This window comes from Sphingomonas sp. (genome assembly GCF_036731925.1).
Classification (GTDB): domain Bacteria; phylum Pseudomonadota; class Alphaproteobacteria; order Sphingomonadales; family Sphingomonadaceae; genus Sphingomonas.
In genome coordinates, this window is sequence record NZ_DAINDJ010000003.1 from 302,328 (window position 1) to 322,213 (window position 19,886).

19 protein-coding genes are annotated in these 19,886 nt (G+C 67.8%); 10 read left to right on the forward strand and 9 right to left on the reverse strand.

Annotated elements, in window-relative coordinates; translation table 11 throughout:
- Positions 1-43: 43 nt before the first annotated feature.
- Genes tkt through V7E00_RS18600 form a run of 5 tightly spaced genes read left to right on the forward strand, consistent with a single transcriptional unit; the run spans position 44 to position 8,171 of the window.
- Entirely contained in the window at positions 44-2,119 is a 2,076-nt protein-coding gene (gene tkt, locus V7E00_RS18580) for a transketolase (RefSeq protein ID WP_333574139.1), read from the forward strand.
- The gene (locus V7E00_RS18585) at positions 2,116-4,926 is read left to right on the forward strand and encodes a bifunctional transaldolase/phosoglucose isomerase (protein ID WP_333574140.1); all 2,811 of its coding nucleotides are present in this window, start codon (positions 2,116-2,118) and stop codon (positions 4,924-4,926) included. The genes tkt and V7E00_RS18585 overlap by 4 nt, the downstream gene beginning before the upstream one ends.
- 22 nt (positions 4,927-4,948) lie before the next feature.
- Entirely contained in the window at positions 4,949-5,935 is a 987-nt protein-coding gene (gene gnd / locus V7E00_RS18590) for a phosphogluconate dehydrogenase (NAD(+)-dependent, decarboxylating) (RefSeq protein ID WP_333574141.1), read from the forward strand.
- Positions 5,932-7,365 carry a glucose-6-phosphate dehydrogenase gene (zwf, locus tag V7E00_RS18595; protein ID WP_333574142.1) on the forward strand — a complete coding sequence of 478 codons (1,434 nt, stop codon included), beginning with the start codon at positions 5,932-5,934 and terminating at the stop codon, positions 7,363-7,365. The genes gnd and zwf overlap by 4 nt, the downstream gene beginning before the upstream one ends.
- Entirely contained in the window at positions 7,362-8,171 is an 810-nt protein-coding gene (locus V7E00_RS18600) for a Cof-type HAD-IIB family hydrolase (protein ID WP_333574143.1), read from the forward strand. Before zwf ends, V7E00_RS18600 begins: the two co-directional genes overlap by 4 nt.
- On the opposite strand, the gene V7E00_RS18605 is transcribed toward V7E00_RS18600, so the two are convergent.
- Both V7E00_RS18605 and V7E00_RS18610 read right to left on the reverse strand, forming a co-directional pair.
- Positions 8,168-8,596, reverse strand: coding sequence for a DUF1810 domain-containing protein (locus V7E00_RS18605; protein WP_333574144.1), 429 nt, complete (start codon positions 8,594-8,596; stop codon positions 8,168-8,170). The genes V7E00_RS18600 and V7E00_RS18605 overlap by 4 nt on opposite strands.
- A gap of 12 nt (positions 8,597-8,608) precedes the next feature.
- Positions 8,609-9,247, reverse strand: coding sequence for a TetR family transcriptional regulator (locus V7E00_RS18610; RefSeq protein ID WP_333574145.1), 639 nt, complete (start codon positions 9,245-9,247; stop codon positions 8,609-8,611).
- A gap of 94 nt (positions 9,248-9,341) precedes the next feature.
- Between V7E00_RS18610 and V7E00_RS18615 the strand changes: the two genes are divergently transcribed.
- Positions 9,342-10,010 carry an O-methyltransferase gene (locus V7E00_RS18615; RefSeq protein ID WP_333574146.1) on the forward strand — a complete coding sequence of 223 codons (669 nt, stop codon included), beginning with the start codon at positions 9,342-9,344 and terminating at the stop codon, positions 10,008-10,010.
- On the opposite strand, the gene V7E00_RS18620 is transcribed toward V7E00_RS18615, so the two are convergent.
- From V7E00_RS18620 to V7E00_RS18630, 3 genes are read right to left on the reverse strand one after another with little or no spacing between them, the layout of a single operon-like run.
- Positions 9,973-11,112, reverse strand: coding sequence for an acyltransferase family protein (locus V7E00_RS18620; RefSeq protein ID WP_333574147.1), 1,140 nt, complete (start codon positions 11,110-11,112; stop codon positions 9,973-9,975). The two genes, V7E00_RS18615 and V7E00_RS18620, sit on opposite strands and share 38 nt — an antisense overlap.
- The gene (locus tag V7E00_RS18625) at positions 11,109-11,657 is read right to left on the reverse strand and encodes a sugar O-acetyltransferase (protein WP_333574148.1); all 549 of its coding nucleotides are present in this window, start codon (positions 11,655-11,657) and stop codon (positions 11,109-11,111) included. The genes V7E00_RS18620 and V7E00_RS18625 overlap by 4 nt, the downstream gene beginning before the upstream one ends.
- 4 nt (positions 11,658-11,661) lie before the next feature.
- A complete protein-coding gene (locus tag V7E00_RS18630; protein WP_333574149.1) occupies positions 11,662-12,351 on the reverse strand; it encodes a DUF1349 domain-containing protein in 690 nt (229 codons plus the stop codon).
- Between the two features lie 107 nt (positions 12,352-12,458).
- Here V7E00_RS18630 and V7E00_RS18635 point away from each other — a divergent pair, with 107 nt between their 5' ends.
- The 4 genes from V7E00_RS18635 to V7E00_RS18650 all read left to right on the forward strand — a co-directional run bounded on the left by V7E00_RS18635 (position 12,459) and on the right by V7E00_RS18650 (position 15,016).
- Positions 12,459-13,019: a TetR/AcrR family transcriptional regulator gene (locus V7E00_RS18635; protein ID WP_333574150.1), complete on the forward strand. Its 561-nt coding sequence runs from the start codon at positions 12,459-12,461 to the stop codon at positions 13,017-13,019.
- A gap of 40 nt (positions 13,020-13,059) precedes the next feature.
- A complete protein-coding gene (locus tag V7E00_RS18640) occupies positions 13,060-13,608 on the forward strand; it encodes a transcriptional regulator (protein ID WP_333574151.1) in 549 nt (182 codons plus the stop codon).
- Complete coding sequence (locus tag V7E00_RS18645) at positions 13,605-13,943, forward strand: hypothetical protein (protein ID WP_333574152.1); 339 nt, start codon at positions 13,605-13,607, stop codon at positions 13,941-13,943. Before V7E00_RS18640 ends, V7E00_RS18645 begins: the two co-directional genes overlap by 4 nt.
- Positions 13,944-14,038: 95 nt before the next feature.
- Entirely contained in the window at positions 14,039-15,016 is a 978-nt protein-coding gene (locus tag V7E00_RS18650; protein ID WP_333574153.1) for an alpha/beta hydrolase, read from the forward strand.
- A 196-nt stretch (positions 15,017-15,212) separates the two neighbouring features.
- Here the strand turns inward: V7E00_RS18650 and V7E00_RS18655 are convergent, their stop codons facing one another.
- Genes V7E00_RS18655 through V7E00_RS18670 form a run of 4 tightly spaced genes read right to left on the reverse strand, consistent with a single transcriptional unit; the run spans position 15,213 to position 19,720 of the window.
- Positions 15,213-16,295, reverse strand: coding sequence for a protein-glutamate methylesterase/protein-glutamine glutaminase (locus tag V7E00_RS18655; protein ID WP_333574154.1), 1,083 nt, complete (start codon positions 16,293-16,295; stop codon positions 15,213-15,215).
- A complete protein-coding gene (locus V7E00_RS18660) occupies positions 16,292-17,158 on the reverse strand; it encodes a CheR family methyltransferase (protein WP_443019221.1) in 867 nt (288 codons plus the stop codon). Before V7E00_RS18660 ends, V7E00_RS18655 begins: the two co-directional genes overlap by 4 nt.
- Positions 17,159-17,195: 37 nt before the next feature.
- Positions 17,196-17,681, reverse strand: a complete 486-nt coding sequence (locus V7E00_RS18665) for a chemotaxis protein CheW (RefSeq protein WP_333574155.1) — start codon at positions 17,679-17,681, stop codon at positions 17,196-17,198.
- A complete protein-coding gene (locus tag V7E00_RS18670; protein WP_333574156.1) occupies positions 17,678-19,720 on the reverse strand; it encodes a methyl-accepting chemotaxis protein in 2,043 nt (680 codons plus the stop codon). Before V7E00_RS18670 ends, V7E00_RS18665 begins: the two co-directional genes overlap by 4 nt.
- Positions 19,721-19,886: the final 166 nt, after the last annotated feature.

Here is a 19,886-nt window from a genome sequence, read left to right on the forward strand (position 1 = left end):
CGCGCCCACCCGTTGCATCGCGACGAACGGAGTTGCTTGATCCATGCCCGAACCCGACCAGCGCATTCACGAAAACGGCTCGCCCGATCGCCTCGCGATCGACACCATCCGCACCCTCGCAATGGACGCGGTGCAGAAGGCCAATAGCGGGCATCCCGGCACACCGATGGCGCTCGCGCCGGTGGTGCACACATTGTGGAGCCGCTTCCTGCGCTACGATCCCGCCGCGCCGGACTGGCCCAACCGCGACCGTTTTGTCCTTTCGGTCGGACATGCGTCGATGCTGCTGTACGCGGTGCTCCACCTGGCCGGGGTGCGCGAGATCGACGCCGATGGCCAGCCGACCGGCCATCCGGCGGTGAGCCTCGACGACATCAAGCAGTTCCGCCAGCTCTCGTCCAAGACGCCGGGCCATCCCGAATACCGCATGACCACCGGCGTCGAGACCACCACCGGTCCGCTCGGCCAGGGTTGCGGCAATTCGGTCGGCATGGCGCTCGCCGAGCGGGCGCTGGCCGCGCGCTACAACCGCGACGGCTTCGACCTGTTCGACCACGACGTCTATGTCCTGTGCGGCGACGGCGACATGATGGAGGGCGTGTCTGGCGAGGCGGCCTCGATCGCCGGGCACCTCAAGCTCTCCAACCTGTGCTGGATCTACGACAGCAACCATATCTCGATCGAGGGCAGCACCGATCTTGCCTTCGACGAGGACGTCGGTCAGCGTTTCCAGGCCTATGGCTGGAACGTCCTCCACGTCGACGACGCGAACGACACCGAGGCGCTCGCGGAGGCGATCGCGACTTTCCGCGCCACCAGCGACGCGCCTACGTTCATCATGGTTCATTCGGTGATCGGCTGGGGTTCGCCCCGTGCCGGCAGCGAAAAGGCGCATGGCGAGGCGCTGGGCGAGGACAATGTCCGCGCGACCAAAAAGGCCTATGGCTGGCCCGAGGATGCGCAGTTCCTCGTGCCCGAGGGCGTGGCCGAGCGCTTCGGCGCAGCAGTGGCGGATCGCGGCAAGCCTGCGCGCGAGGCATGGGAAGCGCTGTTCGCCCGCTATCGCGCGGCATTCCCGCAGGAAGCGGCCGAGATCGACGAACTCCGCCGCGGCAAGCTGCACAGCGGCTGGCAGCAGGCGATCCCGAGCTTCGAGGCCGATGCGAAGGGCCTCGCCTCGCGCGACAGCAGCGGCAAGGTCATCAACGCCGTCGCGCCGCACCTGCCCGCGCTGCTCGGCGGCGCCGCCGATCTGTCGCCGTCGACCAAGACCGATATCAAGGGCGCGACCTCGTTCGAAGCCACCAACTATGGCGGCAAGAACCTTCATTTCGGGGTGCGCGAACACGCCATGGGGTCGGTCGCCAACGGCATGGCCCTCAGCTATCTGCGCCCCTACACCGCCACCTTCCTCGTGTTCGCCGATTACATGCGCGCGCCGATCCGCCTCGCGGCGATCATGGAGCTGCCGGTCGTCTTCGTGTTCACCCACGATTCCATCGGCGTGGGCGAGGACGGGCCGACCCACCAGCCGATCGAGCACCTCGCCACGCTCCGCGCCATCCCCGGCCTCGACACGATCCGCCCCGGCGATGCCAATGAAGTCGCGGTCGCCTGGAAGGTCGCGCTCGAGCACAGCCACGAGCCGACCGCGCTGATCCTTTCGCGCCAGGCGATCCCTACGCTCGACCGCAGCAAATATGCCTCGGCCGATGGGCTGGAGCGCGGCGGCTACGTCCTCGCCGACGCGGAAGGTGGCGCCCCCGAGGTGATCCTGATCGGCACCGGTTCCGAGCTGCCGATGGTGGTGGACGCGCACGAACGGCTGACCGCCGATGGCATACGCTCGCGCGTGGTTTCGCTGCCGAGCTGGTATCTGTTCGAGAAGCAGGACCGCGCCTATCGTGAATCCGTGCTGCCGCCCGCGATCACTGCCCGTCTCGCGGTCGAGCAGGCCGGCTCGTTCGGCTGGGACCGATACGTCACCAGCGATGGCGGCACGATCACCATGTCGACTTTCGGTGCCTCCGCGCCTCTTGCGAAGCTGCAGGAAAAATATGGCTTCACCGTCGACAACATCGTGCAGATGGCCCGCGAGCTGATGGAGAAAGCCAAGTGACCGGCGGCGATACCAGCAAGCTGAAGCAGCTGCACGAAGCCGGCCAGGCGGCATGGCTCGACTTTGTCGACCGCAGCTTCCTGCGTGAAGGCGGCTTGCGCGCGCTGATCGAGCAGGACGGCCTCACCGGCGTCACGTCCAACCCGTCGATCTTTGAAAAGGCGATGGGACATGGCGACGCTTATGACGAAGGCTTCACCCGGTTTCTCGGCACCGGCGACGCCAGCGTGCAGGACGTGTATGAGAGCCAGGCGATCGCCGATATCAAGGCGGCCGCGGCCGATCTCCGCCCGGTCTATGACCGGCTGGGCGGCCGCGACGGCTATGTCAGCCTGGAAGTGTCGCCCTATCTCGCCAACGGCACCGAGACGACAATCGAGGAGGCGCGGCGGCTCTGGACCCATGTCGACGAACCGAACCTGATGGTGAAGGTGCCCGGCACCGAAGCCGGCGCACCCGCGATCCGCCAGCTGATCGAGGATGGGATCAACATCAACGTCACGCTCCTGTTCTCGCAGGAAAGCTACCGGGCGGTGGCCGAAGCCTATCTCGCCGGACTGGAGGCGCGCGTCGCACGCGGCGATCCGATCGATCGGATCGCGAGCGTCGCCAGTTTCTTCGTCAGCCGGATCGACAGCCAGATCGACAAGAAGATCGATGCGCGGGTGGCGGAGGGCGATCCGGAAAGCGACGCGCTAATGGCGTTGCGCGGCAAGGTCGCCATCGCCAATGCCAAGCTCGCCTACGCCTGGTACCTAGAGATGATCGCCAGCCCGCGCTGGAAGGCGCTTGCCGCCCGGGGCGCGATGCCGCAGCGGCTGCTCTGGGCGTCGACGGGCGTGAAGGATGCCGCTTACCCCGACACGCTCTATGTCGACACGTTGATCGGACCGGACACGGTCAACACCATGCCCCCCAAGACCATGGACGCCTTCCGCGATCACGGCGCCGTCGCCGAGACGCTGACCGAAGGATTGGACGCCGCACGCCATGTGCTCGCCGAGGCGGAGCGACTGGGCCTCGGCCTTGACGACATCACCCGCGCCCTGGTGCTGGACGGCGTGCAGCAGTTCGGCGACGCGGCCGATGCCCTGCTCGGCGCGGTCGCGGCAAAGCGCGTCGCGCACCTCGGCAAGCGGCTGAACGGCTTCGAGGTGCAGCTGCCGGACGCGCTCGCGAAGGCCGTCGAGGAACGACTGGAAACCGCCCGCGCCGATGCCTGGTCGCGCCGCCTGTGGCAGGGGGATGCGGCGCTGTGGACCGGCGGCGAGGAAGCCAAATGGCTCGGCTGGCTGCCGGCCGCGCGCGGCGAGCAGGTGGACATGGCGGCGCTCCGGCAGCTGACCGAACAGGCGCGGCACTTCCGCGACGTCGTCCTGCTCGGCATGGGCGGGTCCAGCCTCGGGCCGGAGGTGCTGGCGCAGATCCTCGGCAGCGCCTCGGGCAGTCCGACGCTGCACGTGCTCGACACCACCGATCCGGGCCAGATCGCCGCGGTAGCGTCGCGCATCGACCCGGCGGAGACGCTGTTCATCGTCTCCTCCAAGTCCGGATCGACGCTCGAGCCCGAACTGCTCCGCAGCTACTTCTTCGAAGCGAGCGGCCGCAAGGGCGACCACTTCGTCGCGGTCACCGATCCAGGTTCAAAGCTCGAAGCCACGGCAAGAGCGGACGGCTTCCGCGCCACCTTCCCCGGCGATCCCGCCATCGGTGGACGCTATTCGGTATTGTCGGTGTTCGGCATGGTTCCCGCCGCGGCGATGGGTCTCGACGTGTCCGGCTTCTTCCAGTCGACGGCGCCGATGGTCTTCTCCTGCGGTGCCGACGTTCCCCCGGCAGCCAATCCGGGCATCCGCCTCGGCGTGCTGCTCGGCGAAGCTGCCCGGGCCGGCCGCAACAAGCTTACCATCGTTGCCGAGCCGCCGCTGGCTCCGCTCGGCGCCTGGCTCGAACAGCTGCTGGCAGAGCCCACCGGCAAGCAGGGCAAGGGCATCGTCCCCGTCGATCTCGAACCGCTCGGGGCGCCGGGCGTGTATGGCGACGACCGGCTGTTCGTGCAGTTCGCGCTGGCCGGCGAACGGGCCGGCGACGATGCGGCGCGGCTCGACGCGCTGGCCGAGGCCGGGCATCCCGTGGTGCGGATCACGCTCGAAACCCCGCAACGGATCGGGCAGGAGTTCTTCCGCTGGGAAATCGCCACCGCGATCGCCGGCGCGGTGATCGGCATCGATCCGTTCGACCAACCGGATGTCGAGGACGCCAAGGTCGCGACGCGCGGGCTGGTCGAAGCCTATGAAGCCTCCGGCGCCCTCGACCCCGAACAGCCGATCGCGGAGACTGCCGACTTTGCGCTGTACGCGAGCAAGGGCCAGTCGCTGTCCGGCAGCCCCGCGAGCCTGCTGCGTGATCACTTCGCATCGCTGGGGCCCAGCGACTATGCCGGCTTCCTTGCCTATGTCGAACGGAACGACGCCGACACGGATGCAATCACGACGATGCGGGTCGCGGTGCGCGATGCCCGGCGGGTGGCGACCGTGGCAGGCTTTGGCCCGCGCTTCCTCCATTCGACCGGCCAGGCCTACAAGGGCGGTCCGGCGGGCGGCGCGTTCCTCACCATCACCCGCGATCCGGATCCCGACCTCGCCGTGCCAGGCCGCCGGGCGAGCTTCGGCACCGTCCAGATCGCGCAGGCGCGCGGCGACAGCGACGTTCTCGCCGAACGCGGCCGCCAGGTGCTGCGAGTCCATTTGAAGCGCGGCGGCATCGGGCTACAGGCGCTGGTATCGGCCGTACTTGCGGCCCTCTGAAGGATTGAAAGGAATAGTGCGGATGCGTCTTGCGATGATCGGCCTCGGCCGCATGGGTGCGGGGATCGGGCGCCGGCTGATGGAACATGGGCACGAGATCGTCGCCTATGACCGCAGCGCCGAGGCCGTGGAAGCGATCGCCAGGGACGGCGCCACCCCCGCCACCTCGCTGGAGGACGTGGTCGCCAAGATGCCGACGCCGCGCATCTTCTGGGTGATGCTGCCCGCCGGTGAGCCGACCGAAAGCACCGTCGAGGCGCTGATGGACGCAGCGTCGCCCGGCGACATCATCATCGACGGCGGCAACAGCTTCTACAAGGACGACATCCGCCGCGCCAAGGTCGCCGCCGAGCGGCAGCTCCATTATATCGATGTCGGCACCTCGGGCGGCGTCTGGGGGCTGCGCCGCGGCTTCTGCATGATGATCGGCGGCGAAAAGGAAGCCGTGGACCTGCTCGACCCGATCTTCGACGCCCTCGCGCCGGGCATCGGGACCATCCCGCGCACGGCTGAACGCACCGATGGCGAAGGCTGCGATCCGCGCGCCGAAAAGGGCTATATCCATTGCGGTCCCGCAGGTTCCGGCCATTTCGTGAAGATGGTGCACAACGGCATCGAATACGGCCTGATGCAGGCCTATGCCGAAGGCTTCGACGTGCTGAAGAGCAAGTCTTCCGACAAGCTTCCGGAGGATGAGCGCTTCGACCTGAACCTGACCGACATCGCCGAGGTGTGGCGGCGCGGATCGGTGATCTCGTCCTGGCTGCTCGATCTCTCCGCCCAGGCGCTGGCTAGGGACGGCATGCTGGACGGCTATAGCGGCAAGGTCGCCGATTCGGGCGAGGGCCGCTGGACGATCGATGCGGCGATGGAAGAAGCCGTGCCGGTCCATGTCCTGACGGCCGCGCTGTTCGCGCGCTATCGCAGCCGCGTGGAGAATACCTTCGGCGACAAGCTGCTCTCGGCCATGCGGTTCGGCTTTGGCGGGCATGTCGAGATGCCGCAGTGAACGACGCGCCGCCGGCACCCGCCGCGACGCTCGTCCTCTTCGGAGCGATGGGCGATCTCGCCAGCCGCCTGCTGATGCCGGCGCTGGTCCATCTCGAGCGCGACGGGCTGCTGGACGGCGACACGCAATTGCTGGGCATCAGCCACGGCGAAGGCAATGACGATGCGCTGCGCGAGAAGCTCGGCGCGTTTGTCGAAGGCGACGAAGATGCGTGGGGGCGCTGGCGCGACCGAATCCGCTACCTGCGCGGCGACTTCACCGACGATGCCCTGTACGCTGCGCTCAAGGCGCAGGTGCAGGGCAATGCGGTGTTCTACCTCGCCACCGCGCCGGGCTTCTTCGGCCCGATCGGCGAGAAGCTCGGCGCCGCCGGGCTGCTCGACGAGGCCGAAGGCTTCCGGCGGCTGGTGGTGGAAAAGCCCTTCGGCACCGATCTCGCCTCGGCCCAGGCGCTCAACGCCCAGCTGCGCGCCCAGGCGGAGGAAACGCAGATCTACCGGATCGACCATTTCCTCGGCAAGGAAACGGTACAGAACATCACCGTAGCGCGCTTTGGCAACGCGCTGACCGAGGCGGTGTGGAACAACCGCTATGTCGATCATGTCGAGATTACCGCCGCCGAGACGGTGGCGGTCGGCAGCCGCGGCAAATTCTATGACGAGACGGGCGCACTGCGCGACATGGTGCCGAACCACCTGTTCCAGCTGCTCGCGCTCGTCGCGATGGAGCCGCCGAACAGCTTCGATGCCGAGGCGGTGCGCAGCGAAAAGGCCAAGGTGATCGCGGCGGTGGCCCCGATCCTGCCCGAGGATGCGGTGCGCGGCCGCTATCTGGCGGGCGAGGCGGGCGGCAAGCCGGTGCCGGCCTATCGCGATACCCCCGACGTCGCGGCGGACAGCCGCACCGAAACCTATGTCGCGCTGAAGGTAGCGGTGGAGACCTGGCGCTGGCACGGCGTCCCCTTTTACCTCCGCACCGGCAAGGCGATGACGGCACGCGACACCGAAATCGTGATCCATTTCCGCGAAGTGCCGCCCACCCTGTTCCGCAACACGCCGAACACGGAACTTCCGCCCAACCGGCTCATCCTCCAGATCCAGCCCGGCGAGGCCCTGACGATGGAAATGGCCGTGAAACTGCCCGGGCCGCTGGTGAAGATGGTGCCCGCCAGCCTCGCTTTCACCTATGCCGACGCATTCGATCTTGGCCATCGCACCGGCTATGAGACGCTGCTGTACGACGTGCTGATCGGCGACCAGAGCCTGTTCCAGCGCGCCGACCAGATCGAGGGCGGCTGGCGCGCCGTGCAGCCGCTGCTCGATGCCTGGCGCACCGGCGAACCCGACGACTATCCCGCCGGCAGCACCGGCCCCACCACCGCCGACGCGCTGCTCGCACGCGACGGCCGCAGCTGGCACGACATCGCATGAACCTCCGCCTGTTCCTCTCCGACGTCGACGGCACGCTGGTGCGCTCGGACAAGACCATCGGCGATCCGGTGGTCGCCGCGGTTCAGGGCTTGGTCGCGGCGGGCGTGCCGGTATCGATCATCAGCGCGCGGCCGCCGAGCGGGCTGCTCTGGATCGCCGAGCGGCTGGGCCTGACCACCCCGATCGGGGCCTTCAACGGCGGGACACTCGTGCAGCCCGACGGGACGGTCCTGTCGGCAACGCATCTCGACCCCCGTGTCGCGGCGCGCACCCTCGACGCGATCGCGCGGCCGGACGTGATCCGCTGGGTTTTCGCCAAGGGACAGTGGCACGCAGACAGGCTCGACGACTACTATACACCGCGCGAGCGGGTGACCTCCGCGCAGGATCCGGTGGTGTGCAGCGATTTCGGCCCGCTGCTCGATGCCGTCGACAAGATCGTCGCGGTCTCGTCGGATCACGACATGCTCGCCGCGCTGGAGGCGGAGGTGGCAGCGGCGCTCGGCGACGATGCGGAAGTCGCGCGGTCGCAGCCTTATTATCTCGACGTCACGGCCGCGCGCGCCAACAAGGGCGACGGCATCGCCGCACTCGCGGCCACGCTTGGGGTGCCGCTGGCCGAGGTCGCGGTGATCGGCGACCAGTATAACGACGTGCCGATGTTCCGGCGGGCGGGTCTTTCGATCGCGATGGGGCAGGCGCCGGAAGCGGTACGGCAGGCGGCGATGCAGGTGACCGGCTCCAATGACGCCGATGGCGTTGCCCAGGCGATCGAGACGATCCTCCTGCCGCTGCTCGGGGACTAGCGCCCGCCTTCCGCCACGATCGACAGCGTCGCCGGATCGGGCTCGCCGAACCAGCGCGCCAGTGCCGCTTCGAAAAGCGGACCGCCGCCTGCTTCGGCGAACAGCGTCAGCGACGAGCGCAACTTGACGGCATCGACGGTGCCGAACACCGATTCCGCCGAGCCGCGCGTCAGGTCCTGCAGGGCCGACACGCAGTCGCGCAGCCGCTGCCCGAGCAGCGGATGCTCCAGATAGGCGCGGGCTTCTGCGATCGAGCCGATGGCATAACGCTGCGCCATCGCGCTGCGCCCGAGCCCGGCGATCTGCGGGAAGATGTACCACATCCAGTGGCTGCGCTTTGCACCCCGCCGGATCTCGGCGAGCGCGGTTTCGTAGCTGCCGTCCTGGGCGGCGACGAATCGGTCGAGATCATAGGGGTCGGTCATCAGCGCCCGTTCCTAGCGCGTTTCGGCGCGCAACGCCTCCAGATATGCGACGAACATGTCCGCCATCGCGTCCGACCATGCGGCGATCTCGTCCGCATTGCGCGGCGTGGCCGAGAAGCTGGCACCCACCTGCCCCAGCGTCATCTTGATCAGGTCGCCGGCGCGGTGGCGGGCATCGTCCGGCACGTCGGGCAGCACTTCCGCGACAAAACGGCGATAGACCTTGCCCGCCTCTGCCTTCGCCGCGGCTGCCTCCGGCGCATCGCGATAAAGCGGCGCCGCATCGGCCAGCGCGATGCGGATTGCCGCCTCCTCGCATTCGGAGCGGACAAAGGCATGGACCAGCCGCCGCAGTCGCAGCATCGGCGAAACGTCGCGCTGCGCGAGGATGCCGCTGAGCAACGCAGTGGTGCGTTGCCATTCATCCGCCTGCAGCCGGAACAGGATGGCCGCCTTGTTGGGGAAATACTGGTAGAGCGAGCCGACACTCACCCCCGCCCGCTCTGCGACTCGCGCGGTCGTGAAACGCTGCGCGCCTTCGCTCATCAAAACCTGAACAGCTGCCTCCAGCACTGCCTCCACGAGCTGGCTGGAACGGTCTTGCTGCGGGTCCTTTCTCGCGCGAATCTGCGGTGCGCGTGCGGCGGCCATGCGAGCTCCCGGCAATGCGAATAGTCGAAGCTGACGACGTAGTCGTATTTTGCCCTCGCCGGCAAGTTCCTGCTGGCGAACGGAGCCCATTCCCATGACGACCACGCTTTCCAGCGCCCCCGTGGCGCCCCTGCTTGCGCGCCTGTTTGCCGAGGCGGAGGCCAATCCGCCGGCGCTCGCGCCCGCCTTTGCCGGCATCAGCGGCGAGGAGCAGCGCCGCCTGCTGCGCAGCAAGACCGATTACACGGCGCTCTATGCCCGGTTGGGCGAATTCGCGCTGCCCGTCTTCCCGGCGGTCGGCAAGCTGCTCTACATGCTGGCCCGCGCCACCGGCGCGCGACAGATCGTGGAGTTCGGCACTTCCTTCGGCATCTCCACGCTGCACCTGGCGGCGGCCCTGCGCGACAATGGCGGCGGCCGGCTGATCGCCACGGAGTTCGAGCCGAGCAAGATCGCCCGCGCCAAGGCGACCCTGGACGAGGCCGGCCTGTCGGACCTGGTCGACTTCCGCGAAGGCGATGCGCTCGAGACGCTGGCGGTCGACCTGCCCGACACGATCGACCTGGTACTGCTCGACGGCGCCAAGGCGCTGTATGCCGACATTCTCGACCGGCTGGAGCCGCGGCTGCGCCCGGGCGCCATCCTGATCGCGGACAATGTCGATTACTGCCCCGAATATCTGGAGCGGGTCGGGAACGTCGCCAACGGCTACATGACGATGCCGTTCAACGACGAGGTGGAACTGTCGATCCGCCTCGGCTGATCCGGGCCTGTAGCCGCTGCCGGATCGGCATGTCCCAAAGCTGCAGGGCGGCAGCGGCAAACAGCAGCGTGAACAGGTAAAGCAGGATCGCGACCGCGGCGGTCGCAGCCGGGGACGCCGGCGCCGGCGCCACCCAGTTCATGTAGACGTACACGAACGGATAATGCGTGATGTAGAGCGGGTAGGAGATCCGCCCCGCCACCTTGCACAGCCGCAAGGTCAGCGCTCCGCCCGACGAATGCTGGCCCAGCACGAGGATCGTCGGGAACAGCAGCAGCACGCAGGCGGCCTGGTAGAGCCCGTTCAGCTTCACACCATGGACTTCGGGCAGCACCGGCGCGGCGAATGCGAGCAGCAGCACCAGGCTGAGCGGAAGGAAGCCCAGCCGGATCCGCGGCAACCTGTGCCGCACGCGATACAGCAGCAGGCCGGCGAGGAAGGGATAGGCCAGCCGCACCGGCGCACCCCAGAAGTTGCTCAGGCCCCAGCCGGTATCATAGGATCCCAGCGTCAGGGCCGTCGCGGCCGAGACGGTCGCCGCCAGCGCCGTGAGCGCGAGCAGCGGCCAAACGCCCAGCCGGCGCAGTACCAGCGCGTACGCCAGGTTGGCGATATATTCCTGGAGCAGCGTCCAGGCGGGAGCGTTGAGCGGGTGGCTGTCGCCCAGACGGTTGGGTAGCGGCGCGGAAGGGAGCGCGAGGAGCGCGGCGACGAACCCCAGCACGATCAGCAGCCAGGGCGCGTTCTGCCGGTCGCCAGCGAACGGATCCACGCAGTAGCTCACCAGCCCCAGCACCGCCCCCAGCACGACGAGCGGGTGCAGCCGCACGAGCCGCCGGGCGAGGAAGCCCCGCACCGTCATCCGCCCCCAGCGATCGTCATAGGCATAGCCGACGACAAAGCCCGACAGCGCGAAGAAGAAGTCAACCGCGAGATAGGCGTGCGGAAGCAGCAGCCGGTTCGCCTCGAACAGCACGGTGATACCCTGGATGTGGAACGCCACGACCAGCAGCGCCGCGGTACCCCGAAGCCCGTCCAGCACCTCGAAATGGGTCTTGCCGTCGCTGGTCGCGTCGGGCGCCAGGGGCTCGGCCCGGCTCATCGGGCGACCGGGCGTGCGGGGTTCCCCACCACCGTCGCGCCCGGCGTCACGTCGCGGGTCACCACACTGCCCGCGCCGATGATCGCGTCGTCGCCGATCGTCACCCCAGGCAGGATCAGCGCGCCGCCGCCGATCCAGACATTGGCCCCGATGCGGATCGGCCGTCCGAATTCGAGACCCTGGGCCCGCAGCGAAGGGTCACGCGGGTGATCGGCCGTCAGGATCTGCACCCCCGGGCCGATCTGCGTACCCGCGCCGATCTCCACGCGCACCACGTCCAGGATGACGCAGCCGAAATTGAGGAAGACGCGCGCCCCGAGATGAATGTTGGTGCCATAGTCGCAATGGAAGGGCGGACGGACGACCACCCCCTCCCCCACCTGGCCCAGCCCCTCCACGAGGAGCGCATGCCGGTCGGCCGCATCGCCGGCAAGCGACGCGTTATAGCGGACCATCCACGCCGCCGCGCGGGCGGCGTCGGCGGCGATCTCGGGATCGTCGGCGGTGTACAGCTCGCCGGCGAGCATGCGCTGCTTCTGGGTCATGGGTTCAGCTCAGATCGTGCAGGTCTTTGCCGAGGGGCGCAGTAATACGGAGATCGGAGAACCGCACCTCCAGCCCCTCGCGCTCCGGCGTACACGCCATCGGGCCGACCTGATAGGCCGTTGCCACCGGGAACGGCGCGAGCCGGACCAGCGGCCAGGTCTTGCCGTCGGCCGACACCTGCAGCCGCAGCACGCCCTTGGCCACGGTTGCCCGCATCCAGAAGTCCGCCGCGTCGCCGGCATAGGGGCCCGTGGACCAGTCCGAACGCCCATCGGTCAACACGCTGCTGAGCATGGCGCGGCCGTCAGAGAGTTCGATGCCGGCCTTTACCCAGCGGCGCTCGTCGACGCGGACCATGATCCCGGCCTGATCGTAGAGCTTTTCGTAGCGTCCGCGGATGCGCAGCTGCGCGGTGAACGCGTCCCCCGTCGGAAAGCCCAGGAAATGCCCGCTGTCGCGCGTGAAGCCGTAGTGCGTCTCGCGCCAGAAATCCGTGCCGCGATCGGTCACCAGTGTCAGGTCCCCGCCAGCGTCCGCACGCCAGCGCTTCGGTGCGTTCAGCCAGCGTCCGTCCTTTCGCCCTAACGCGGCTTCGTCGCCCACCAGCGTCGTCGCCGCCCCCGCAACGCCCGGCACGCTCAGCGCCGCCGCGCTCCCCAGGATCGCTCGACGCGACAGCTGCGGTTCCTGCATCTTCCTTCCCCTCGAAACATGAATGCGGCAGGAACCTACCTGCCGCGCGTCGGCATGTGTGTACATTTGTACATATCGATTGCAAATGCTGTTTTGGGAGTTTTGGCGTGGCCGAGGGAAAAGGGAGGCGGAACGATCCGGAACGGCGGCGCCGCATCATCGCGGCCACGCTGGACGTGATCGCCGACCACGGCGTGCCGAACACCACGCACCGGCGGATCGCCGCAGCGGCAGACGTGCCGCTGGGGTCCGTCACCTATTATTTCGATACGCTCGAAGCCTTGCTTACCGAGGCGTTCGTGCAGCTGGCAGAGGAGGCATCCGACGCCTTCCGTGCGCGGATGGCTGCGGCGAGCGACCGCGACAGCGCGCGCGAGGCAATCATCGACATCATCGCCGGATCGGTTTGGGCCGAACCGCGCACGCTGCTACTCAGCTACGAGCTCTATGCCTTCGCCGCGCGCCATCCGCCGGTGGCGGCGATCATGCAGCGCTGGATGAACAACAGCCGCGCCGCGCTGGAGCGATTCTTCGATCCGTTGACCACCCGTGCGCTCGACGCGCTGGTGGAGGGGATCGGCATCCACAATTCGATCGATCGCGATCCGCTCGACCGGGCGGCGATCAGCGATATCGTGCACCGCGTGACGGACCCGGCACGCCGCTGACGCGCTTGCAGCGAAACCGCTTTCCTGTCGTTATCCCTCGATGCTGGTGTTTCTGGACTTCGAGGCCTCGTCGCTGGGCAAGCGCAGCTATCCGATCGAAGTGGCCTGGGTGTTCGAGGACGGCCGGTTCGAGGAACATCTGATCCGCCCCGCCCCGGATTGGGAAGATTGGGATCCGGCGGCAGAGGCGATCCATCACATCGCGCGCGCGACATTGCTCGAACAGGGGGCGCCGCACGATGCGGTCGCACGGCGGATGATCGACCAGCTGGCCGGGCACGCGCTGCTGGCAAGCGCACCCTCCTGGGACGGCAAATGGCTGAGCACGCTGCTGCGCGCCGCTGGCCTCCCGCGCCACAGCCTGCGGCTTGGCAACAGCCATGATGCGCAGCGTCAGGCGGCACGTGCCGCGCTCGCGGACCGGGTACCGGCCGCCCAGCTCGATGCTACGGTCGAGGAGCTCGTGGTCCATGTCGAGATGGGAAGCCGCGCCCAGCCCGCCCATCGCGCACTGGCAGACGCAAGGGAAGAGCGCGACCGCTGGCTTGCCGTTCGCGACGCGGCCGCCGCGCGCGCTGCCGGGCGATGACGGATGCACAGGTCGGCCGCGGCGGACATCCTGTCACGCCGGACGGGCGCTATTTCGTGGTGCGCGGCCGCTTGTGGCGCATGGCGGATCCTGCCCTGTCCGACGAACGGCGCGCGGCACACGTCGTCGAACTGATGGAGGCGCGGCGCGGGGTCGCCTCCGCCCGGCGCATCGGGGACGCCGCTGCCGAAGCTGCGGCGCGTGCCGCCGTCGACCGTACCAAGCACGCGCTCGGCGAGCGCGGCCCCGTCTGGTGGCGAGACGGGGCGCCGGACTACAACCGCCGTCTGGCGCGCAACACGCCCTATGCGGCGTGGTTCGCCGGCCTCAGCTGACCGCAGACGCTTTTCTGGCGTCGGCGCAACACGATGGGCGCATCTCTTCCCTGCGTCTGATAGGATCGGCCGACGATATTGAAAGGAGGGGGGGAATGCGGATCATCCTGCTGGCCGGGGCCTTGCTGGCGTCTACAGCGCCTGTTCTGATGGCGGCGCCCGTGCGGGGCCCGGCGGCACCCGCGCTGCACGGACGTCTGGAGGGGCCGTTCGAGCTGCACTCCCGCGTCTATCCCGGCACGGTGCGGCGCTACTGGGTCTATGTGCCGGCCGGCTATGATCCGGCCCAGCCGCCCAACCTGCTGTTGTTCCAGGATGGCCAGCGCGCGACGAACCCCAATGGTGCGCTCAGGGTGCCGGAGGTCCTCGATAGCCTGATAGCCAGGGGCGAGATTCCCGCCACGCTGGGCATTTTCGTGACGCCAGGCAACCGATCGGCACACTACCCGGACACGCTGGGCATGCAGAATCCGGACGACCGCGTGGATGAATATGACTCGCTGTCCGATGCCTATTCCCGCATGACGCTGGACGAGCTGCTGCCGGCGGTGGCGCGGCGCTGGCGGTTTGCGGACGATCCCAGGCGCCGCGCGGCCGGCGGCACCTCGAGCGGCGCGATCGCCTCCTGGACACTGGCATGGCGACACCCCGAAGCATTTGGCAACGTCCTCAGCTTCATCGGCAGCTACACCTCCATCGGGCTGACGCTGGCGCCCGACGGCCGCCCGCTGGCCTATGGCGGCGACCTCTACCCCGGACTGATCCGCAAGAGCCCGATCCGGCCGTTGCGCGTGTTCCTGCAGGATGGGCGCGACGACCTGGACAATGAGCATGGCAACTGGTTTCTCGCCAACCAGCAGATGCTGAAGAGCCTGGAATGGGCCAATGCCCATGCCGATGCCGAACGGCGCGGCGGCCCCCGTTACGACGTGCGCCATGCCTGGACCGCCGGCGGCCATTCCGACGCCGAGGGCGGCGCCCTGCTGCCGGATGTGCTGCGCTGGATCTGGCGGGACCAGCGGCCCGCGGACGCTGACGTGACGCGTGCGCTCGCCGGGAGCCAGCAGCGGTAACCGCTCAGACCAAGCCGTCGTCCTCGGAAGCGTCGGGCTCTTTCCCCGGATCGGCCCCGGCCGCCTCGACGAAGCGGGCGTCCAGTCCGGCAGCGACACCCGCAATCGCCGCCTCGTTCGCAGGGAGCGAGCATTCGGACCGGGGATCCGGCTCAGGCGTGCCCGCGACGTACGCGGTTGTCTCCTGGTTCTGCGGTCATCGGGCCGCCGCCGCCAGCAATTCGCTGGCGATATGGCCCAGCGGGATCACGCGTTCCGCCGCCTCGCGCGCGATTGCTTCCTTGGGCATGCCGAACACGACGGAGGTCGCCTCGTCCTGCGCGAAGGTGCGCGCGCCGGCCTGCCGCATCTCCAGCAGACCGCGGGCGCCGTCATCGCCCATCCCGGTCATGATGATGCCTACCGCGTTCGATCCGGCCGCGCGCGCCGCCGAACGGAACAGCACGTCCACCGAAGGGCGGTGGCGGGAGACCAGCGGCCCGTCGCGGACCGAGACGTAATAGCGCGCGCCTTGGCGCTCGAGCATCGTGTGCTTGCCGCCCGGCGCGATCAGCACCTGGCCGCGCAGCACCGGATCCCCGTCCGCTGCCTCCTTCACGTCGACCTCGCACAATCCATCCAGCCGCTGGGCGAAGGCGCGGGTAAAATGCTCGGGCATGTGCTGGACGATGACGATGCCGGGGCTGTTGGCGGGCAGCGCCTCCAGCACTTCGCGCAGCGCCTCGGTGCCGCCGGTGGACGCGCCCATGCACACCACCATCTCGGTCGTGCGGCTCATCGGCCTGTTGTCCGGCGGGGGCAGCATTACGTCGGCGGTGAGCTTCTTGGCCGGCGCCTCAACCTGCGGCAGTGGCTTGCCGGGGCGGCCGCGCACCCGCGCGCGGGCGGCGGCCTTCACCACGTCGCGGATCTGGAGGTGATGTTCGGCCAGGTGATCGGCCACCCCGAAGCGCGGCTTCAGGATCACGTCCACGGCACCGGCCTCCATCGCCTGCAACAGCGTGTCGGAGCCTTCCTCCGTGAGCGACGAGCACATCACCACGGGCAGTGGGCATTGCTGCATCAGCTTGCGCAGAAAAGTGATGCCGTCCATCCGCGGCATTTCCACGTCGAGCGTGATGACGTCCGGCATGGTTTCCTGAATGCGCCGGGCCGCGCTGAATGGATCTGCGGCCGTACCGATCACTTCGATCGCCGGGTCCTCTCCGAGGATCGAGGCCATGGTCTGCCGTACGCTCGCGGAGTCATCGACGATGAGAACCCGAATCTTGCCGGTCATGGCAGCCTCCGCTGGAAGATGGTGCTGCCCACCGGCACCAGCGGCAGGTCCATGCCCTGGATGGATTCCGAATGGCCGAGGAACAGATAGCCCTCCGGCGCAAGGCAATCGAGCAATCGCGCGACGACGCTTCGCTGTGTAGGCTTGTCGAAATAGATGAGGACGTTGCGGCAGAAGATCAGATGCATCGGCTCGCCGACGGGGTAGGCATTGTCCATCAGGTTCAGCCGCGCGAAGCCGATCGCGCTGCGCAGCCGTGGCACGATCCGAACCTCGCCCCGCCGCGGGTTCCTGGGTAGCGAGACATAGGCGCGATGCAGCGCCGGCGGGACCGGGTGCAGCAGATCGGCCGGATAGATGCCGGCCCGGGCCGTCGCCAGCACATCGGTGTCGATATCGGTGGCGAGGATGCCGAAATCGGGCCCGCCATGCTGCCGGGCGTAATCATCGAGCACCATCGCCAGGGTATAGGGTTCCGGGCCGGTCGAGCAGGCTGCGCTCCATGCCCGAACCGTCCGGACGTGCTTCGCCGCCAGCGCGGGCAACGCCGTGCGGACGAGAAAGTCGAAATGCGCGGGCTCCCGGAAGAAGTCGGTCTTGTTGGTGGTGACCGCGTTGATCAGCAGCCGCGCCTCCAATCCGACATTCTTCCCGGAAAACAGGTGCTCGCAATAGGCATCCAGCGTATCGGCGCCTGTCGCCTGCAACCGCCGCCGGAGCCGACCCTCGACCATCGTCTTCTTGGCATCGGGCAGCTTGATGCCGGCCTGCTCGTAGACGAAATCGGCCAGCCGCGTGAAGTTGCGCGCGCTTAACCTGTCGTGGTGCGGCGACCATGACGGCGCATAGGCGGCGGCGATCAAGTGGCGCTCCGCGGACAGGCTGGGTACCGACGACGCATCATGCGGCCGCAGCTGCCCGATGATCGAGCAGGCTGGCTTCCTCGGCCGAGAAGATCCGCCGCATTTCCACGAGCACGACGAAGCCGTCCGCGCGCCGGAACACGCCGCCGATATAGTCCGACGGCCAGCGCACACCGATATCGGGAGCGCCTTCCAGCTGCTCGACGGCAACACTGCACACTTCCAGCACGCGATCGACCACGAGGCCCAGCATCAGCACACGGTCGCCCACCGGCACGTCGACCACCAGGATGCGCGTGCTGGCGGTCGGCGCCGCGGCCGGCAGTCCGAGCCGAAGGCGGAAGTCGACCGTGGTCACGCCCTGACCCCGCATGTCGGTGAGGCCGAGTAAATAATCGGGCCCATTGGGGATGCGGAAGGTTTCGCGATAGTCGAGGATCTCGCGGACAAGCGCGACCGGCACCGCGAACACTTCCGCACCCAGGCCGAAGGTGACAATCTGGAGCTCAGCGCCCTCGGTCATGCCGCCTGCACTCCGAAATCGGCGTCGTCGGCATCGGGCCCGCCGTTGCTGAGGTCGAGGGCAAAGCCGTGCGCGCGCGCCTGCTGTTCGGCAACAGTCGCGCCGCGATGGGGGGGCCGGGATGCCTTGGCCGCAGGACGCGCCCGCGCGACCTCCGCGCCACGTGGCCGTGCGGCCTTCGCAACATCACGCTGCCCGCCCTGCAGTAGCTGGAAATAGGCGATGCTGGCCTGCAGCTCGTCCGCCTGGCCGGCGAGTTCCTCGGAGGTGGACGAGATTTCCTCCGAGGCGCCGGCGTTCTGCTGGGTCACCTGGTCGAGCTGCTGGATCGCCTTGTTGATCTGGACGGCACCGATATCCTGCTCGCGGCAGGCGGCGCTGATCTCCGAGATAAGCTCGGCGGTGCGGCGGATGTCCGGCACCAGCTTGCGCAGCATTTCGCCGGCTTCGACCGCTGCCTTGACGGTTTCGCTGGAAACCGAGCTGATCTCCGTCGCGGCACCCTGGCTGCGCTCGGCCAGCTTGCGCACTTCCGATGCCACCACCGCAAAGCCCCGGCCATGCTCTCCGGCACGCGCCGCTTCCACTGCGGCGTTCAGCGCCAGCAGGTCGGTCTGGCGTGCAATCTCCTGGACGATGCCGATTTTCTCCGCGATCGTCCGCATCGCGCCCACCGCGCGCTCCACGGCCTCGCCGCTGCTTTCCGCCGCAAGCGCCGACTGACGCGCCATCTTCTCGGTCTGCACGGCATTCTCGGTGTTCTGGCGGATGTTGGCCGCCATCTGCTCCATCGAGGCAGAGACTTCCTCGGTCGCCGCAGCCTGCTCGGTCGCTCCCTGCGAAAGCTGCTCCGAACTGGCCGACAGTTCCTGGCTGCCGGCAGCGACCTGCTCGGCGGAGTTGCGGGTATCGGCGATGATGACGCGCAGGCGTTCGATCATGCGGACAAGCGAAGTGCCCAGCATGTCGTTGTCGGACAGGGGTTTGTGGGCGACCGTGAGGTTGCCGTCGGCGATCTTGTTGGCCAGCTCCGCGGTGGCGCGAAGGTTGTCGACCAGCAGGTTGATCGCATCACGCATGCGACGATGATCCCCGTCGCAGGTCATCTCGACGCGCTCACGCAGATCGCCGGCGCTGACCAGGTTGAGCACGCGATTGCCTTCCGAAATGGGAAGCACGATCGCGTCCAGCATGCCGTTGATGCCTGCGACAAGCGCCGCAAAATCGCCGACGAAGCGCTTCTCGTTACCCCGCTCGCTCAGGTGGCCGGCGGTGGATGCCGTGATCAGCCGCTGCACCTCCATGGTGATCTCGCGGAGGTTGTTGCGCAGGGTCTCCACGGTGTCGTTGATGAACGCTTTCTTGCCGGGAAACTGCTCGAGCGGCGCGTTGAAATTCCCTTCGCCGAACTCCTTGATACAGGCCATCGCCTTCTTCTTCACCGCGATATGGCTTGTCACCATATTGTTGACGCCCTGCGCCATGATGGCAAAGTCGCCGCGAAACTTGTCTATCGGCACAAATACGTCGATGTCGCCCTTATCGTGCTCGGTCGACATGTGCTTCATTTCGAAGATCAGGCCCTTGAGATTGCTTCGCAGCGTCTCGATCGTGTCGTTGATGAACGCCTTCTTGCCCGGCAGCTTCTCCATGGGAGCCTCGAAGTTCCCTTCGCCGAACTCCTTAATACACGCCATTGCCTTCTTCTTGACGGCGATATGACTATCCACCAGCCTATTGACGCGTTTCGCGATCGTCGCGAAGCTGCCCTGGAACGTCTCTGCCGGCAGAACGGCGTCGATGTCGCCCTTGTCATGCTCGGACTGCATCTCGCAGATGCTGTCGCTCAAGTCGTGTACCGGGCGCAGGACCTTCTCGAGGAGCTGGTTGATCGCAACGAGAACCTCCCGCGTCGGACCTTGTGCAAGCGACAGGTCGGCGCGTTCGGAGATATCGCCTCGCGCCATTGCGCTTTCCAGGCGTGCGATTTCGGCGGTCAGCTTCGCGTGGGAGACGCCGTTGAAAATGTTGATCGGCATGACGGGCTATCCTCTTGGCATCGTTCTAGAAATGCGGGTTCAAAACGGGCGGTCGTCGTATCTGCTGGAAGAAGCGGTTGATCGGCTCATGCCGCCACCACGGCGTTTCCCTCACCGAGCTGGGCGGCGAAGATGGCGTGGAGGTCGGGGAGGACGACGATGCCGC

Excerpts from the sequence above, each read along its gene's own strand:
- tkt (WP_333574139.1), top strand. The coding sequence starts at position 44 with ATGCCCGAACCCGACCAGCGCATTCACGAAAACGGCTCGCCCGATCGC.
- gnd (WP_333574141.1), top strand. The coding sequence starts at position 4,949 with ATGCGTCTTGCGATGATCGGCCTCGGCCGCATGGGTGCGGGGATCGGG.
- V7E00_RS18600 (WP_333574143.1), top strand. The coding sequence starts at position 7,362 with ATGAACCTCCGCCTGTTCCTCTCCGACGTCGACGGCACGCTGGTGCGC.
- V7E00_RS18605 (WP_333574144.1), bottom strand. The coding sequence starts at position 8,596 with ATGACCGACCCCTATGATCTCGACCGATTCGTCGCCGCCCAGGACGGC.
- V7E00_RS18610 (WP_333574145.1), bottom strand. The coding sequence starts at position 9,247 with ATGGCCGCCGCACGCGCACCGCAGATTCGCGCGAGAAAGGACCCGCAG.
- V7E00_RS18615 (WP_333574146.1), top strand. The coding sequence starts at position 9,342 with ATGACGACCACGCTTTCCAGCGCCCCCGTGGCGCCCCTGCTTGCGCGC.
- V7E00_RS18620 (WP_333574147.1), bottom strand. The coding sequence starts at position 11,112 with ATGAGCCGGGCCGAGCCCCTGGCGCCCGACGCGACCAGCGACGGCAAG.
- V7E00_RS18625 (WP_333574148.1), bottom strand. The coding sequence starts at position 11,657 with ATGACCCAGAAGCAGCGCATGCTCGCCGGCGAGCTGTACACCGCCGAC.
- V7E00_RS18630 (WP_333574149.1), bottom strand. The coding sequence starts at position 12,351 with ATGCAGGAACCGCAGCTGTCGCGTCGAGCGATCCTGGGGAGCGCGGCG.
- V7E00_RS18640 (WP_333574151.1), top strand. The coding sequence starts at position 13,060 with ATGCTGGTGTTTCTGGACTTCGAGGCCTCGTCGCTGGGCAAGCGCAGC.
- V7E00_RS18645 (WP_333574152.1), top strand. The coding sequence starts at position 13,605 with ATGACGGATGCACAGGTCGGCCGCGGCGGACATCCTGTCACGCCGGAC.
- V7E00_RS18650 (WP_333574153.1), top strand. The coding sequence starts at position 14,039 with ATGCGGATCATCCTGCTGGCCGGGGCCTTGCTGGCGTCTACAGCGCCT.
- V7E00_RS18655 (WP_333574154.1), bottom strand. The coding sequence starts at position 16,295 with ATGACCGGCAAGATTCGGGTTCTCATCGTCGATGACTCCGCGAGCGTA.
- V7E00_RS18665 (WP_333574155.1), bottom strand. The coding sequence starts at position 17,681 with ATGACCGAGGGCGCTGAGCTCCAGATTGTCACCTTCGGCCTGGGTGCG.
- V7E00_RS18670 (WP_333574156.1), bottom strand. The coding sequence starts at position 19,720 with ATGCCGATCAACATTTTCAACGGCGTCTCCCACGCGAAGCTGACCGCC.